The 15,427-nt window shown below is 65.7% G+C and carries 13 protein-coding genes; 2 read left to right on the top strand and 11 right to left on the bottom strand.

Annotated elements, in window-relative coordinates:
* Positions 1-262 precede the first annotated feature (262 nt).
* Positions 263-844: a dihydrofolate reductase family protein gene (locus AC57BR_RS06910; protein WP_496359022.1), complete on the bottom strand. Its 582-nt coding sequence runs from the start codon at positions 842-844 to the stop codon at positions 263-265.
* A gap of 254 nt (positions 845-1,098) precedes the next feature.
* Positions 1,099-2,094, bottom strand: a complete 996-nt coding sequence (locus AC57BR_RS06905) for a patatin-like phospholipase family protein (protein ID WP_496359021.1) — start codon at positions 2,092-2,094, stop codon at positions 1,099-1,101.
* Between the two features lie 311 nt (positions 2,095-2,405).
* On the opposite strand from AC57BR_RS06905, the gene AC57BR_RS06900 reads away from it, so the two are divergent.
* Positions 2,406-3,965, top strand: a complete 1,560-nt coding sequence (locus AC57BR_RS06900; protein ID WP_496359037.1) for a CBM96 family carbohydrate-binding protein — start codon at positions 2,406-2,408, stop codon at positions 3,963-3,965.
* 126 nt (positions 3,966-4,091) lie between these two features.
* Positions 4,092-4,946, top strand: coding sequence for an SDR family NAD(P)-dependent oxidoreductase (locus tag AC57BR_RS06895; RefSeq protein WP_496359020.1), 855 nt, complete (start codon positions 4,092-4,094; stop codon positions 4,944-4,946).
* 20 nt (positions 4,947-4,966) lie between these two features.
* Here the strand turns inward: AC57BR_RS06895 and AC57BR_RS06890 are convergent, their stop codons facing one another.
* The 9 genes from AC57BR_RS06890 to AC57BR_RS06850 all read right to left on the bottom strand — a co-directional run bounded on the left by AC57BR_RS06890 (position 4,967) and on the right by AC57BR_RS06850 (position 15,125).
* Positions 4,967-5,710 (bottom strand): hypothetical protein, encoded by a 744-nt coding sequence (locus AC57BR_RS06890; protein ID WP_496359019.1) that lies wholly within the window; start codon positions 5,708-5,710, stop codon positions 4,967-4,969.
* Positions 5,711-6,034: 324 nt separating this feature from the next.
* Positions 6,035-8,182: a putative bifunctional diguanylate cyclase/phosphodiesterase gene (locus AC57BR_RS06885; RefSeq protein ID WP_496359018.1), complete on the bottom strand. Its 2,148-nt coding sequence runs from the start codon at positions 8,180-8,182 to the stop codon at positions 6,035-6,037.
* A 129-nt stretch (positions 8,183-8,311) separates the two neighbouring features.
* Entirely contained in the window at positions 8,312-9,694 is a 1,383-nt protein-coding gene (locus AC57BR_RS06880) for a UDP-glucose dehydrogenase family protein (protein WP_496359017.1), read from the bottom strand.
* On the bottom strand, positions 9,691-10,896 hold the full coding sequence (locus AC57BR_RS06875; RefSeq protein WP_496359016.1) for a glycosyltransferase family 4 protein: 1,206 nt from the start codon (positions 10,894-10,896) through the stop codon (positions 9,691-9,693). Before AC57BR_RS06875 ends, AC57BR_RS06880 begins: the two co-directional genes overlap by 4 nt.
* A gap of 80 nt (positions 10,897-10,976) precedes the next feature.
* Positions 10,977-11,225 (bottom strand): NfeD C-terminal domain-containing protein, encoded by a 249-nt coding sequence (locus AC57BR_RS06870; protein ID WP_496359015.1) that lies wholly within the window; start codon positions 11,223-11,225, stop codon positions 10,977-10,979.
* Between the two features lie 36 nt (positions 11,226-11,261).
* Positions 11,262-12,698: a flotillin family protein gene (locus AC57BR_RS06865; RefSeq protein ID WP_496359014.1), complete on the bottom strand. Its 1,437-nt coding sequence runs from the start codon at positions 12,696-12,698 to the stop codon at positions 11,262-11,264.
* Between the two features lie 305 nt (positions 12,699-13,003).
* Positions 13,004-13,645 (bottom strand): DUF3618 domain-containing protein, encoded by a 642-nt coding sequence (locus AC57BR_RS06860; RefSeq protein ID WP_496359013.1) that lies wholly within the window; start codon positions 13,643-13,645, stop codon positions 13,004-13,006.
* Positions 13,642-14,073 carry a phage holin family protein gene (locus AC57BR_RS06855; protein ID WP_496359012.1) on the bottom strand — a complete coding sequence of 144 codons (432 nt, stop codon included), beginning with the start codon at positions 14,071-14,073 and terminating at the stop codon, positions 13,642-13,644. The genes AC57BR_RS06860 and AC57BR_RS06855 overlap by 4 nt, the downstream gene beginning before the upstream one ends.
* Entirely contained in the window at positions 14,070-15,125 is a 1,056-nt protein-coding gene (locus AC57BR_RS06850; RefSeq protein WP_496359011.1) for a hypothetical protein, read from the bottom strand. Before AC57BR_RS06850 ends, AC57BR_RS06855 begins: the two co-directional genes overlap by 4 nt.
* Between the last annotated feature and the right edge of the window lie 302 nt (positions 15,126-15,427).

Genomic DNA, 15,427 nt, shown 5'->3' with positions numbered 1-15,427 from the left:
ACCCCGGTTTCCACACCCAACCCCGGCCCCCCGGGATGTGAGGAAGCGACCGGACCGAAGCGACAGGACCTGAGGAAGCGACCGGACCGAAGCGACAGGACCTGAGGAAGCGACCGGATCGCGGCGGCCTTTCACCGACCCTTCCTCACATCCTGCTGGTTTTTCCCTAGCGCTTCCTCAGGTCCTGCAGGTTTTTCCCTAACGCTTCCTCAGGTCCTGCAGGTTTTTTCCTAACGCTTCCTCACGTACCCGCTCAGATCGGTCAACGGCGAACCCGATAGCGCAGGTGAAGCACCCGGTTGCCATGAATCACCATGTCGGGGTCCTCCAATAGCTGCTGCGCGTGGGCCGACCCGAAGTAGCGCTTGCCGGACCCGAACACGACGGGTACGACGTCCATGCGCACCTCGTCGACCAGGCGCGCGGCAAGCATCTGGCCACCGACATCACCAGCGGCAACCTCGACGATGCGGTCACCCGCAAGCTCTTGCGCCTTGGCCATGGCAGCCTCGACGCCGTCGATGAAGTGAAACGGTGCCTCGGGGTCCCAGCCCTCGGGCTGCGGCCGGTGCGTCACGACGACCACGTGGTCGATGCCGCTCGGAGGCTTCCCGTCCCAGCCATCCGTCAGGTCGAAGACGTGACGGCCGACGAGTGTCGCCCCGATCTGGTCCCAGTACGGCCGGGTGTAGTCGTACGACGTCTGCGACACCTTCACCTCGCCGTTCTCGTCCAACGGGACGTCACCGCTGGACAACCAGTCGAACAGCGGTCCGGGCTGGTCATTCTCGTCCGCGACGAAGCCGTCCACCGACACCGAGCCGTACATGACCACCTTGCCCACGGGGCTCTCCTCTGCTTTGGGGTGCCCCCACATTAGCGTGTCGCGAGCTGTCGCTCTAGTAAGAAATCAATGGGCCGGCAGCGGCCAGCCGTCCAGCGCGTGGCCGGGAGGTTCGCGCAGGAACCGCCGCCGGACTTCGACGTACCGGGTCGGCGTGAGCCCGGTGAACGCCCGGAACTCGTGCCGAAGTGGGCCCGGTACCTCAGGTAGCAAGAGCCAATTCACCCCTGCCGAGTTGACTGATTTCGACGGCGTCAGCCCCAGAATTCAGTGAGCTGCTCGGCAAGGGCTCTGCCTTGGTTGTAGCCAGACCGAGCGGCCGGTGGACGCATTGACAGATCCATCGCATTAGCGCCGAACATGTGCTCGGAGTTGCTGTCCGGGAAGATCGTTTCGACTCTGCTGGCGCCGGCACGTAGCTCGTCGACCTGTGCTGCAAGATGCATGCCCCATTCCAACGGCGTCCGTGTTCTGCCGCTGAACGGGGACAGCACCAGCACCCGCCCGTATCCGCTTGCCAGGTCAGCATTCTCGCTGGATCGTCGATAGCCGCCGTCGATATATAAGTTGTCCCCGATCCTGTAAGCGAAGCCACTGGCACAGCTGGCGGCGACGGCGTCCGCCAGGTCGACTCCGCTGTGGCGGTCGAAGACGACGGGTTCACCGGTTTGGGCATCGACCGCTGTGATGAGCACCGTTCGTTGCGGCCAGTGCTGGCTGGGCAGCCGGGCGGCGACGGTCGAGCGCCACCGCTGCTGCACGGAGCCATCCCGCGCCGCATCCATGTCGAGTGCCGCCGCGCCCATTCTGCGGCGCATATCGGCCGCATCCTCGGCGGCGGTGATGATCTTGCCCGTTCTCTCCAGGTGGTCTGCCACCGGCCTGATCGAAGCGCGTCCGCTGCCGGATCCGGCCGGACCCGTCCGCCGCTCGGTCTCCGCGGCAAGGATGGCGGCAAGCAGTTCGGTCGGGGTCGCCCCAGCTATCTGGGCCGCGGCCGTGGAACCGGCTGACGTCCCGATGGTCAGGTCAGCGGTGGTCACGTCCAGCCCGGCATCGAACAGGCCCGCGATGACGCCGATCAGCCAGGCATTGCCTGTCGATCCGCCGCCACCGAGGACCAACGCTCGCTCGCCCGGGGGGCGCACCCGCTTGGTGGCCTCGACCTGCGGCTGATCCTGGCCGGACGTCGACCGGTCGGAGGCCGTCGTCGAGGTGGGGTGCGGATTTGAATAAGGTGTTGTGTTCATGGGAGTCGCCTTTCGCGAATTGCCTGGCGGCGCTCCCGGTGGCGACTACTTCAGTCGCGCGATCGTGGACTGCAGGGGAGCACCCATTGCGGATACTGCGTTCATGGGTCTCACCTCCTGCCGATAGATCACGATCACCGGAAAGCTATCACCCTGGCGACCCGGTGCGCAATCGGCGTCGTCAAAATTCCAGCCGGTATCCTGCTATCGCTTCTAATTCTCTCGGGGAATCAAGGGGTGACTATTGGGGACTTTGCGGCGCGGTACCAAGGTTTTTACAGGCTATATTCAGAAATTCCCACTGTTTCCCGATGGCTCCGGGCTACCGTGTACGGACGTGTCGACGGCGACGCGTCCATCGGACAAAGGAGTCCCTGATGCACTCAGGATCGGAGTTCCTGATTGGTCGGAAGAGAACTGGAAGGCACCGCCTTAAGCGCGGAATTCCACCGGCCAATTGGATTTCAGCAGTTTTGACTGTCCTGCTCATTGCCGCCATTTCGTTGATTGGGGGGACTGCCCAGGCAGCTACTGTCACAATCGGTCCCTCTGCAGATGCCGTGGTCAAACGGGACACACCCAACACAAACTTCGGTGCCGCGATCGGTCTGAAGGCAGACAATTCTCCGGTTGAGATGTCATTCCTGAAATTCACGGTGGCCGGTACCGGAAGCACGGTGACGGGGGCCAAGCTCCGCCTGTTTATTTCTGATCCATCCAATCTTGGCGGCCAGTTCCGGCGCGTGCAGAACACGACCTGGAGCGAAAACACCATCAACTGGTCCAATGCGCCGGCGGCCGACACCACAGTAATTGCTTCCGTGGGGGCCGCTCAGATCAACACCTTTGTGGAGGTTGACGTCTTCAGCGTTGTCAAAGGCGACGGCACATACTCCTTCCGCATCAACAACACCTCCAGCGACGGTGTTATCTACGCCTCGAAGGAAATAGCGGACACCACACACCGGCCGCAGCTGGTCCTGACGACCAACGGGACACCCCCACCTCCGCCTCCGCCACCACCGCCACCACCGCCGCCTGCCGCGAACCCTTGCGGCAAGACGGCAGCTCCACCGGCCACATATGACCACGTGATTTGGTTCCTTTTCGAGAACAAGACGTACTCGCAGGTTATCGGGAGCGCGAATGCCCCCTACATGACCCAGGTTGCCCGGCAGTGCGGCTCCGTTACCACCTGGAGTGACGCCGGACTAGGCCTGCCTTCGCTTCCCAGTTATTTGGCTCTGACTTCCGGAAGTACGCAGGGGGTGACCTCCGATTCGGATCCGAGCAATTTGCCGCCGATCACGGCGGACAATATATTCCGGCAGGTGCGGACGGCTGGCCTGACCTACAAGAGCTATGAGGAATCTATGGGCTCGAACTGCCGTCTGAGCGGGTCTGGCTTGTACGCGGTCCGGCACAACCCCGAGGCCTACTACCAGGGCCCCGGGGACAGGGCAGCGTGTGCCGTCAACAATGTCTCGCTCGGTACGCCGGCATCCGGGAATCTCCAGCGGGACCTCGCGAACAATACGTTGCCGAACTTCTCCCTCATCACGCCGAATGTCTGCAACGACATGCACGACTGCAGCATCGCAACGGGTGACACATGGCTGTCCGGCTGGCTCCCTGCGATCCTGAACAGCCCGTCCTACCAGGCGGGCAGAACAGCCATAGCGGTTGTTTTCGACGAAGACACCCCGGTGCCCAACTTCATAGTCGCCCCCTCCGTGGTTCCGGGGACAACCGTGCAGGGCTCCTACAGCCACTACTCGCTTCTCCGTTCCACCGAGGAAATGCTGGGTATCGGGCCCAGGCTGCTCAACGCAGGCAATGCTCTGAGCCTCCGACCGGCATTGAATTTCTAGTCATAGTCCATGAGGGCCATAGATAGCAGACGGCGTCCGGGCCCGGGAACATGTCCCGGCCGGACGCCGTTGTATGTGGGAGGCCGACTCATGGTTGAGCGGCTCAATCACAGCAAAGGACACCTCATGCCCCAGCGCATCATCGTCATTACCGGCGCCAGCGACGGCATTGGCGCAGCAGCCGCGCGGTACCTGGCGCGGGCAGGTGAGCAGATCGTCGTCGTCGGGCGTTCCCCGGGGAAGACCGCAGCGGTAGGTGCGGAACTGGGCGTTGACTACTTCGTTTGCGACTTCGCTCAGCTGGCCCAGGTGCGGGAGCTGGCCGCGGCGTTGCGCGAAAGGTATCCGCGAATCGATGTCTTGGTGAACAACGCCGGCGGGATCATGCGGGGCCACGAGCTGACCGTGGACGGCCACGAGAAGACGTTCCAGGTGAACCATCTGGCGCCGTTCCTGCTCACGAGTGAGCTGCTGGATACCCTCACCGCCAGCCGTGCCACCATCATCAACACCTCCAGCGCTGCCAACGGGTTCGGGCGCCTGGATCTGGCGGATCTCAACTCAGAGCGCAGCTATTCGACAAACCGCGCTTACGGCACCGCGAAGCTGGCCAACATCCTGTTTACCGCGGAACTGCAGAACCGCTACGGGGCGGACGGCATTGCGGCGGCGGCTTTCCACCCGGGCGTCGTGGCCACCAACTTCGCCGCGGAGTCCACAAGCTGGTTCCGGCATGCCTACAAGACCGTGTTGAACCGGTTCCTGCTCTCTGCTGAGCAGGGCGCCGACACGCTCGTGTGGCTTGCTACATCCACGCCCGGACGGGACTGGGTGCCCGGTGCCTTCTACGTCAAGCGTGCGCTGGCGAAGGCAAACAAGCAGGCCTATGACGCCGAGCTGGCGAGGAGCTTCTGGGAGCGCAGCCTGGAGCTAGTCAGCGCCGGCGAGCCGTTGGAGAAGCCTGAACTGGACAACGCCTGACATGTGCCAGCCGGAAGGTCTTAACCTTCGCAGCCTATGCCGTCACTGTCCCTGTCCAACCCGTAGATGTCCGAACCAGTGACGGTCACCGGACCCTGTACATAGGCGGGCCCGTTTCCGCTGCCGCCGGCGCAATCCACGTCTGAGGCGATTGGCACGCAAGCGCCAGAGTAATTCGGGTCGCAGTTGGAGGGGGCGGCTGCAGGCGGGGCAGGCGGTGCAACGATGGCCTGCTGGGCTGCCTTTTCCGCCGCCGCTTTGGCTTCGGCAGCTTCCTGGGCTGCCTTGGCTTCTGCTGCACGTTGCGCTGCCTGAGCGGCGGCCGCTGCCTCCGCGGCCTTCTTGGCGGCAGCCTGCCGGGCCGCCAGTTTCGCCGCCTTCTCGGCAGCGGCCTTGGCCGCGGCTTTCTTTGCCGCCTCGGCGGCTGCGGCCTTGACGGCTGCGGCCTTGGCGGCAACATCGGCAGCGCGCTTGTCCGTTATTGCCTTGGACGTGGACGCCTCAAGCCATACGAGTTGGTCTGATGCATCCTCTGTACAGATGAAGGTGTCGGCCTCCTGGGATGTCTGTTCCTCGGCCGTTTCGCACGGCGTCAATGCAATTGCGCTGGGTGACGGTGCGGCGGCCGCCGACTGCGAGACGCCTTTCGCCGCAGCCACGCTGCTGCTGGCCGTCTGGCCGTTTCCGCAGGCAGTAGCCGCCAGCAGCAGAAGACTCAGAACAGCAAGCCCCTTGCCGCGCTGCCGTGTCTGGTTGGTGTTCATTTTTCCCCTGGGTCCAATAGCAGGTAGCGACGTCCGCGGATAGCGCGTACCTCCTCGCCGTGAGCAGTTCTCCTGCCTAATCGTCACGTCGCCAACTTGCGGAACCTTGAGGGAGCAGCAAGGAGGGCCCCTCAAAAGGAGGCCCCCGAGGGAGGGTTTGGGGCCAGGCGAGAGGTGAGGGAGGGTTTGGGGTTGAGCGGCGAAAGCTGAGGGAGGGTTTTGGTTTGAGCGGCGAGAGGTGAGGGAGGGTTTGGGGTCAAGCGGCGAGAGGTGAGGGAGGGTTTGGGGTCAAGCGGCGAGAGGTGAGGGAGGGTCTGGCCGGGGTCAGCGGCGCAGGCGCAGCCCTTCAAGCGCCTCGAGTGCTGCGGCCGAGCGGCTGATGGCCTGTTCCAGCCCGGCCTCGGATGCGGGAACCGAGAACAGGTAGCCCTGCATGGCGTCGCACTGCAGGTCCGTCAGGTAGGCGGCCTGCTCGGAAGTTTCGATGCCCTCGGCGGTGACGCCAAGACCCAGGCTGTGGGCCATGTTGATCATGGAACTGAGGATCGGCAGCTTCTCCGCCCCGGTGCGGACCATGGAGACAAAGGACTGGTCGATCTTCACTGCATCCACCGGCAGGTCCTGAAGCCGGCCCAGCGAGGAGTAGCCGGTGCCGAAATCATCGAGTGCGACCCTGACGCCGGCGCTGCGCAGGCTCGCCAGCTGGTTGATCAGGTGGTCGTCGGCGTCGAAAAATACGCTCTCCGTCACCTCCAGCACCAGTCGCCGGGGATCCATGCCGTGCGACTCGGCCATGCCCAGCACGCTGCTGGCGAAGTCGGAGTCCCGCAGCTGCACGCCGGACACATTGACCGCCAGGGAACGCTCGGCGCCGGCTGAAAGCCACGGCCCCAGCTGAATGAAACTTTCCCGCATCATCTGCAAACCGATCGCAGAGATCAGCCCGCTGCGCTCCGCTGTCGGAATGAACTGCGACGGCGGGACATTCCTGCCGTCGCGCTCCCACCGGGCCAGGGCCTCGAACTGGATCACCTCGCCCAGCCGCGGCGACACCACCGGCTGGTAGCTCACATTGATCTGGTCATTGTCGACGGCGAGCCGCAGGCCCGCTTCCATGTCCGTCCGCTGCACCAGGGCCGTCATCATCTCCGGCTTGAACCGCATGTACCGGTTCTTGCCGGCGGCCTTGGCCGCGTACATCGCCACATCCGCGCGCCGCAGCAGCTCCGAGGCAGCCACCGCGTCGTCGCTCAGTGAAGCGATCCCCAAGCTTAGGCTGGGCCGCAGCATGGACCCCTCGATCCGCACGGGGACGTTGAGGGACTGCACGATCCGCTCCGCGACGGCCTCGGCATCCGTGGCTCCGGTCAGGAGCACGACGAACTCGTCGCCGCCCAACCGGGCCACCGTATCGTCCGGCCGGACGCAGGCCCTCAGCCGGCGGGCCACCTCCACCAGCATCTGGTCCCCGGCGGCGTGGCCAAGGATGTCGTTGACCTCCTTGAAGTCGTCAAGGTCCAGAAGGAGGATGTCGACGGCGGCACTGTAGCTGCCGTGCAGCGCTTCAGACAGCTGGTCGTGGAACAGCTTGCGGTTCGCCAGTCCCGTCAGCGGATCCTGGAACGCCATGGCCTTGAGCTGCGCGGCCTGCTCAGCGAGGTCTGCCATCGCCTGCCGGGCCTGTTCCTGGGCACGGCGCCGCGGCGTCACGTCCCGGAAGCTCCAGACCCTGCCCACCACGGCGTTTCCCACCCGCTGCGGCCGTGAGTACCGTTCAAAGGTGCGGCCGTCGAGGAACTCCAGGGTGTCGTGGCTTTCCGCGGCGGGGTGCGCGTACAGCTCATTGACCTTGTCCACGAAGCTCTCCGGGTGCGAGAGGAGACCAAGCACATGATTCATCACTGCGGCGTCGTCGCCGGTGGCCAGTAGTTCTCGCGGGATACCCCACATCTTGGTGAACTGTTCGTTGATGCCGGCGATCTTGCCGTCGATGCCCACCACCAGGATCCCGTCGGCCGTAGACTCCAGGGTAGCGCTGAGCAGCGACATCGCTTCCCGCAGCTCGGCGTCGGCCTCTTGCCTGTGAAATGTGGGCCGGACCGACGCGATCAGGCATGGGCCGCCGTCGGACTCCAGCAGCGAGCAGGCCACCTCGCCGTGGAACTCTGTGCCATCACTGCGCAGGCCGTAGGACTCGAAAGGGGTCTGCGTGGCGGCGCTGGCTCCGGACCCGCTGCGCAGGCTGGCGAAAAGCCGGTCGAAACCGCTGCGGTAGCCTTCGGCGAGGAGCATCCGGTGGTCCTGGCCCACGAGCTGAAGCCTGCCATAGCCGAAGAGCCGCTCGGCGGCGGCATTGGCCTGGGTGATGACCCCGCCGCCGTCCACCACCACTACCGCGTCCGGCAGCGCGTCGAACAGGACAGCGGAACTGCCGGCCGGATCCGCATCAGGGCGCGGGGAAGCCGCCGTCATGCCGCCGTTGCGTGAGACCGCGAGAAACTCATTGAGCGTCCACCCCCTCAGCAAGATCGTACCGCTGATCGAGCTTGTCGAGATCGAGGCTCAACTGGTTTGGACTGCCTCAAGCCAGCGGAGGGGGGCTCAGCCAGCAGGGATGTGCTCAGCCAGCTGCGCCGCCTGGGTGCCGAGGCCCCGCACCGTCCAGCCTTCCGCCTGCCACGCCCCGGCGTCCAGCACGTTCCGCGCGTCCAGCACCGTCCGGCGCCGAACCAGCTGCCCGACGGCGGCCGGTGACAGGTCGCGGTACTCGGCCCATTCGGTCAGCAGCAGCACCAGCTCGGCACCCTCAAGTGCCCTCGCAGTGGAGGCCTCGAAGCGCAGCTGCGGGTAGCGCATCCATGAGTTGTTGATGGCCTTTGGATCAGTCACCGTGACGTGCGCACCCGCCGAGGCAAGCCGGAGCGCGACGTCGAGGGCGGGGGAGTCCCGGATGTCGTCCGTGTCCGGCTTGAACGCCGCGCCCAGCACGGTCACCGTCCGGCCGGCGATCGAGCCGCCGCAGAGTTCCTTGGCAATCTCCGCGGTCCGGGCCCGCTGGCCGAGGTTGATGGAGTCCACCACGCCCATCCAGTCGTCCACGGACCGGACCTCCAGCGCCTGCGCCTGGGCCCGGAAGCTGCGGATGTCCTTGGGCAGGCAGCCGCCGCCGAAACCCAGCCCGGCGTGCAGGTACCGGTTGCCGATGCGCGGATCCATGCCCATCGCCTCGCTCAGCTCGGTGACGTCGGCACCGGCGGCGTCGCACAGTTCCGACATGGCGTTGATGAAGCTGACCTTCGTCGCCAAAAAGGCGTTCGACGCCGATTTGATCAGTTCCGCGGTCGCGAAATTGCACACGAGCCGGGGAATGGCGGCGCGCAGCAGCGGCTCGTACACCGCGTCCAGCACGGCGGTCACACCGCGGGCCGGTCCCTGTGTCCCGTCGCTGCGGCGCCCGAATGCGCCTTCCTTGCCGCCGCGCACCCCGTACACCAGGCGGTCCGGCACCAGCGTGTCCTTCACCGCCGTGCCCTGCCGCAGGAACTCCGGATTCCAGCCCAGCAGCACGTCAGGCCGTGCCGTGAGCATGCGCCCCAGCTTGTCAACGGTCCCCACTGGCACTGTGGATTTACCGACGACGGCGGCACCCCTGCCGAGGTGCGGAAGGAGGCTTTTGGTGGCGGAGACCAGGTAGCTGAGGTCGGCGCCGTCGGACGTTTTGGACTGCGGCGTGCCCACGCACAGGAAGTGCATCTGCGCCGCGGCGGCATCGGCGAAGGCAGTGGAAAAACGAAGGCGGCCGGTGGCCCGGCCGTCGCGCAGGAGTTCGTCCAGCCCCGGTTCGAAGAAAGGGGCCCGGCCGGCGGCCAGCTGCTCGACACGTGCGGGGTCGACGTCGATCCCCACCACCGTGTGGCCCATGGACGCGAGCGTGGCCGCATGCACTGCGCCGAGGTAGCCGCAGCCGATCACGGAAATTTTCACAGGGTGGCTCCTTGGGTGCGGGTGGTTGTGGTTTCGGCACGTTCAACCAGCGGGAGGGCCTCAACCAGCGGGACGGGCTCGACCAGAGGGGTGCCGGCGATCACGTCCTTGTAGTGCCGCACCAGCTGTGCGCTCAGGGCGGGCCACGTCCGGCCCTGGACCGAGGCGTAGGCCGCCGCCGCGAACGCGCGGCGCTTGGCGTCGTCGCCCATCAGGTCCATCACGTGCCGGCGCAGGCCGGCCAGGTCGCCGGGCTCATAGAGCCAGCCGGTGCGGGAATTTTCCACCAGATCCAGGGGCCCTCCGCGGCCCGTGGCCACCACCGGCACCCCGGATGCCATGGCTTCCTGGATGGTCTGGCAGAAGGTCTCAAACTCGCCCGGGTGGACGAACAGATCAAAGGACGCCACGGCCCGGGCCAGCTCCTCGCCGCCGAGGAATCCGGTGAACACGGCATTGGGAAGGGCTTCCTCCAGCGCCGCCCGCTGCGGACCGTCACCCACGATCACCAGGCGGGTGCCGGGGACGTCTGCCAGCACGGCGAGGTCCTCCACTTGCTTCTCCACGGCCAGCCGGCCGACATAGCCGATGATCCGCTCACGGCCCGGCGCCACGGAAGCCCGCCACCCGTCGTCGCGCTTTCCCGGTGCAAAACGCGCGGTATCCACACCGCGCCGCCACATGCCCACCCGCAGAATCCCGCGGCCGCGCAACTGGTTCAGCGCGAAAGTGGACGGCACCAGCGTCCGGGACGCCAGGAGATGAATGTTTTCCACCCTGTTCCAGGCCCAGTTCTCCAGGAACGGCACCCCGTAGCGGGCGGCGTAGCTGGGAACCTCGGTCTGGTAGATGGCCACCGTGGGGATGCCCAGCTGATGCGCGGCCTGCGCCGCCCGCCAGCCGAGCACGAACGGCGACGCCAGGTGGACCACGTCCGGTGCATAGTCGGCAAGGATTCTCTTGACCCGGTACACACCCCCCAGCGCTACCCGCACGTTCGTGTAACCCGCCAGCGGAACGGAGGGCAGCCGGTGCACGAACGCGCCGTGCACAACGTCCAGAACATCAGTGTCCGACGTCGACGGCGCAATCACCAGTACCTCATCGCCCCGTTCCTGCAGATGCTCAAGCACTCGCAGGATGGAGTGCGTGACTCCGTTCATTAGCGGCAGGAATGATTCGGCAACGATAGCGATCCTCACCCCTCAACGGTGTTCCCGCCGTCTAACCGTGCGGGGGAGCAGGCGTGACGGTGAAGGGAAGGTTGGGTTAACAGGCGGGGCTAGCGTTCCTCGTGGCGGAGAACGTCCGGCAGTTCGTCCACGAAGACGGTCTGCGGCGGGTCGAGGTAGATGATCAGCACCTGGTCACCCACCGGAAAGACACTTACTTTGTCGAACGGATAGGCGTGGAATGCGCTGACCCCGCCACGGTACGGGAGCATGACCTCACCGACGGTGCCGGGGCCGATCCGCCCGGTTACCCGGCCGATCTTCCCGGTCAGGCTCCGGTCAACGTTTCTGTGCACCATGTTCCGCGCTTCCCTGGGTTACCTTGGGCGCTGTGCCTAGGCGCCGGGCTGCTTCGGCGCCTGCTTGGCGTGGCCCTGCCCGTTTTTCAGGGCAGTCGACAGGCGCGGAAGGAACGAGCCGGCCTGGGTGATGATCCCGCCGACCATGCTGTTGAGGCCGTCAGCGCCGTTCAGGACGGTGAGCTGGTCCACGTGCCCGAACGGTTCGGCGGCCGCCGCAACAATGGCCGGCATGTTTTCCGCCAGTTGCTGGGAGATGACCGCGTCCTGGTTGCTTTCGAGGGCCTCGCCGCGGGCTTTGATGCCTTCGGCCTCGGCCAGCGCTTTGGCTTTGATGGCGGACGCTGCTGCATCGCCGCGCGCCTTCGTGGCCGCTGCCTCGGCTTCGCCAGTCACCCGGGTGGCTCCTGCAGTTGCCGCGGCGGCGGTCGCATTGGCTTGGGCTTCGACTTCAACCCGGCGGGCATTGGCCTGGGCTTCGAGTTCCGTCCGCTTGGCCCGCGCTTCGGCGGCGCTGATGTCCGCTGCCTTCTGCGCCTCCGCTTCTGTGCGCTGCGCGTAGGCCTTGGCGTCGGCGGGCTTGCGGATGCTGGTCTGCAGCTTCTGTTCCTCGCGGTCCGCCTCGAGCTTGGCCACTTCCGTTTCCTGGACCACCACCTGCTGGCGGGCTGTGGCGTCGGCCAGCGGGCCAGCCTGCGCCGCGTTGGCCCTGGCCGTCTCGGCGTTTGCCTGTGCCACCGACTGTTTGATGGCGGAGACACTCTGCGCATCGGCGATCTGTGCGGCGGCCTCCGCCTCCCGTTCCGCGGCCTCACGGTTCCGCGTGGCCTCGGCGATGCGGGCTTCCATCTTGACCTGGGCGATGTGCGGTTTGGCGATGTTCTGGATGTAGCCGGTGGGGTCCTGGAGGTCCTTGATCTGCAGGGAATCCACCACCAGGCCGAGCTTTTCCATTTCCACGCCGCTTGCCCCGCGGACCTGGGAGGCCAACTTATCGCGCTCGCGGATAATTTCCTCGACCGTCATGCTGCCGATAATGGACCGCAGGTGGCCTTCGAAGACGTTGTACACCTGGCTTTCCATTTTGGGCTGCTGGCCAAGAAACCTTCGGGCGGCATTGGCGATAAACGCGGGGGCGTCCCCGATTTTGTAAATGACGACGCCTTCGACCACCACCTGGATGCCCTGGGACGTCACGCAGGAGACCTTCAGCTCAGTCTCGTTCAGGGTGAGGGACAGTGTCCGGACGGTCTGCAGGCCGGGAACCACCAGTGCGCCCTTTCCGGTGACGATCTTGAAGTCCATCCCGTCGGTGCTTTCCAGGGTGCCGCGCGTCAGACCGGAAATAATAAGGGCCTCGTTTGGCTCGGCGACCTTCCACATGAGTTTGACGGCCAGCCAAATGACCAGAATGCCCAGAAGCACCGAGACAACAATGATAATCAGGGGCAGGATGGCTGCCAGGTTCTCCATGGCGGTGTCCTCTCAGTGCAATTAGAAGGCCCAAATGCTATGTCCGCCCCTATTCGCCGCGAAATCATGACGAATAAGCACGGGAATTGCCATGCCGGAAATCCTTCTAGGCGCCGGACTGCCAGCTGTAATAGACAGTGTGGTGGTGCGCCGGGGCATAGTCCAGCAATTCCGGCCGCTTCAGGAGAGGGGGCTCCCAAGGTCATCCCGGTTGAGTCGGCCGGTCCCAGACGCCTGACCGCAGGCAAACGGCCGGTCCGCTCAAAAGCGGGCCGGCCGTCGTCGTCTTTCAGTTGCTTCGCGGACTACGTGTTTTGGACGTGGTCTTTGGCGTCGGTGGCGGTTGCTTTGACGTCGGTGGCGGCGGTTTGGCCTTCGTCCTTGACGTGTTGGGCGGCGTCGGTGGCGGTGGCTTTGACGTTTTCCATGGCGTCCTGGGCGGGTTCCTTCCAGCCCTGGGCCATGTCCTTGGCTGCTTCGGTCAGCTGGCTGGTCATGGGTTCGGCGGCGGTCTTCAGGGCGTCGGCGGCTTCGCGTTCCTTCTCGCTCGGGGGGATGAGTGAGGAGACGAGCAGTCCGGCGCCGAACGCGATCAGGCCCGCGGCGAGGGGGTTGCCCTGGGTTTTGGCCTTGACCTGGTGGGGTGCGTCGGCGATCGCTTCGCCGGCGCCGTGGAGGGCGTTCCCGGCGGCGTCGGTGGCCTGGTGGACCCCGCCGCTGGTGGTGTGGGCGGCGTGGTGGAGGCCGCCGGTGGTGCTGTGGGTGGCGTGTTCTGCGGTGCCCATGACTTTCTCCTTTACGCCGAAGACGGCGTCCCGGACCTTGCTGGTCTGGCGGTGGACGATGTTGGAGGGGGTGACCTTGTCGGCGACGGCGTCCACGTTGGTGCCGAGGCGGGCGCGGGTGGCTTCGATGTCGGCGCGGATGGCGTCCGGGTTCTCACTCATCGGTGGTCTCCGTTCGGTTTGAGGGTCGGCGGGATTTCCCTGGCTGTTTCGACGGTTTGGGGCATGCCTTTGATGGCTTTGAGTTCCTTGCGTCCCACGCTGGCGAGGATCGCGGCGATGATGGCCCAGATCACTGCGACGACGACGGCGGACCAGCCCAGTCCCATGAGCTCGCCGAGGGCGTACCAGAGGGCGACGGAGAGGAACAGGAGCACGAAGTGCCCGGCGATGCCGGCGCCGGCGAGCATGCCGCCGCCTTTGCCGGCGCGGGTGCCGGACTGTTTCAGTTCGGCTTTGGCGAGTTCGATTTCCTGCCGGATCAGGGTGGACAGGTCCCGGGTGACCTCGCCGAGGAGGTCGCCGAGGGAGGTGGTGTCGGCCTTGGCGTGCGCGGCCGTTGGCGGGGTATCGGGGATCTGGCTGCTCACAGGGGACGACCCCCACCCTCGGTATCGTCAGTATCCCGCCGCCTCGGCTCGCCATATCCCGGTTCGCCGGTGGCAGGTTCGCCGGTGGCTGGCTCACCGTAGGCCGGCTCACCGTACGGGGGTTGGCCGGTGGCTGGCTCCCCGTATGCCGGTTCGCCGTACGCGGGCTGTTCTCCGTAGGCGGGTTGGCCGGTGGCTGGCTCCCCGTATGCCGGTTCGCCGTAGGCGGGCTGTTCTCCGTAGGCCGGCTGGCCGGTGGCCTGTTCCCCATATGTTGTCTCGCCGTAGGCCGGCTGGGTGTAGGCGGGTTCTCCCAGTTCGGCGCGGTCATAGAGCGGTGCGCCGACTCCGGCGTCCAGGCTGCTTTCCGTAGCCGGTGACTGGACGGGGTAGGGCGGTACGGTGCCGCTGGTGGATCCGTAGCCCGTGGCGGTTCCGGTTTCCGGGGCGCCGGCCTGCAGGCTGCGGCCCAGGCGTCCGGCGAGGAGGCCCGCGCCTGCCGCCAGGAGCAGGAAGGTGCCGGGGCGCTGGCGGGCGAAGGACTTGACCTCGTCCAGCAGTGAGCCCGGGTCGCGGTTATCCAGCCAGGATGCCACTGACTCCGAGCGGTCGGCGGCCTGCCGGATCAGGTCCGAGGCCACGCCCTGCTGGTCCGGGGCGTCGGCCATGGAGCGCAGCTGCGAGGAGATGCTGCGGATGCCTTCGGCAGCCTTGGTCTGCTGGGTGCCGGCCTGGCTGGTCAGGTCTGACTTCGCCTGGTGCAGCAGATCCCGGGCGCTGTTCTTGGCTTCATACGCGACGTTTTTTGCCTCGTCCTTCGCCGTCTCCGCCACGTTCCGTGCGGCACCTTTAGCTTCGCCGGCGACGTTCGCGGCCTCTTCCTTTGCCACGTCCTTCTTCGAGGACGTGTCGTCCGGGTAGCCGGAAGTGCCGTAGCCGGTGGTGCCCGCTCCAGTTGCGCCGTAGCCGGCCGTGCCGGCGCCGTAACCCGAATTCTGTGTGGCCGGGGGAGTGGTGAGGTCTTCATCCTGCGGCCATTGGTTCTCAGTCATCTTCGCTCTCTCTTTCCGAAAGGGGCAGCTGCTGTACAGGAACCAGCGTTGCTGGCATGCAATGGTAAGCATGTTTACTAATAAATAGTAAGCACCCTTGCCATTTTTTCCTACCCTCGCTTCTGCTGTCTGGGCGTGAAGCGCCGGCGGGCGTCGGCTGTCGATGGGGACCCGCCCCTGCTCCCAGGTGTCGATCGCAAGAAAAAAGCTAAGCAGGCTTGCCAATCTGATAGTAAGCATGCTTAGGGTATAGGTGCGGGGTCGGATTACCGGTCTCGGCCGTGACGGCGGATTGCCCCGGC

The sequence above is a fragment of the Arthrobacter sp. BGA-UO-ETr-C19 genome, assembly GCF_059568005.1.
This window is presented reverse-complemented; position numbering and strand designations above follow the sequence as displayed.

What these genes read in the sequence shown, in the direction of transcription:
- AC57BR_RS06905 (WP_496359021.1), bottom strand. Translation starts at nt 2,094, where the DNA reads ATGAACACAACACCTTATTCAAATCCGCACCCCACCTCGACGACGGCC.
- AC57BR_RS06900 (WP_496359037.1), top strand. Translation starts at nt 2,406, where the DNA reads ATGGCTCCGGGCTACCGTGTACGGACGTGTCGACGGCGACGCGTCCAT.
- AC57BR_RS06895 (WP_496359020.1), top strand. Translation starts at nt 4,092, where the DNA reads ATGCCCCAGCGCATCATCGTCATTACCGGCGCCAGCGACGGCATTGGC.
- AC57BR_RS06890 (WP_496359019.1), bottom strand. Translation starts at nt 5,710, where the DNA reads ATGAACACCAACCAGACACGGCAGCGCGGCAAGGGGCTTGCTGTTCTG.
- AC57BR_RS06885 (WP_496359018.1), bottom strand. Translation starts at nt 8,182, where the DNA reads ATGACGGCGGCTTCCCCGCGCCCTGATGCGGATCCGGCCGGCAGTTCC.
- AC57BR_RS06870 (WP_496359015.1), bottom strand. Translation starts at nt 11,225, where the DNA reads ATGGTGCACAGAAACGTTGACCGGAGCCTGACCGGGAAGATCGGCCGG.
- AC57BR_RS06865 (WP_496359014.1), bottom strand. Translation starts at nt 12,698, where the DNA reads ATGGAGAACCTGGCAGCCATCCTGCCCCTGATTATCATTGTTGTCTCG.
- AC57BR_RS06860 (WP_496359013.1), bottom strand. Translation starts at nt 13,645, where the DNA reads ATGAGTGAGAACCCGGACGCCATCCGCGCCGACATCGAAGCCACCCGC.
- AC57BR_RS06850 (WP_496359011.1), bottom strand. Translation starts at nt 15,125, where the DNA reads ATGACTGAGAACCAATGGCCGCAGGATGAAGACCTCACCACTCCCCCG.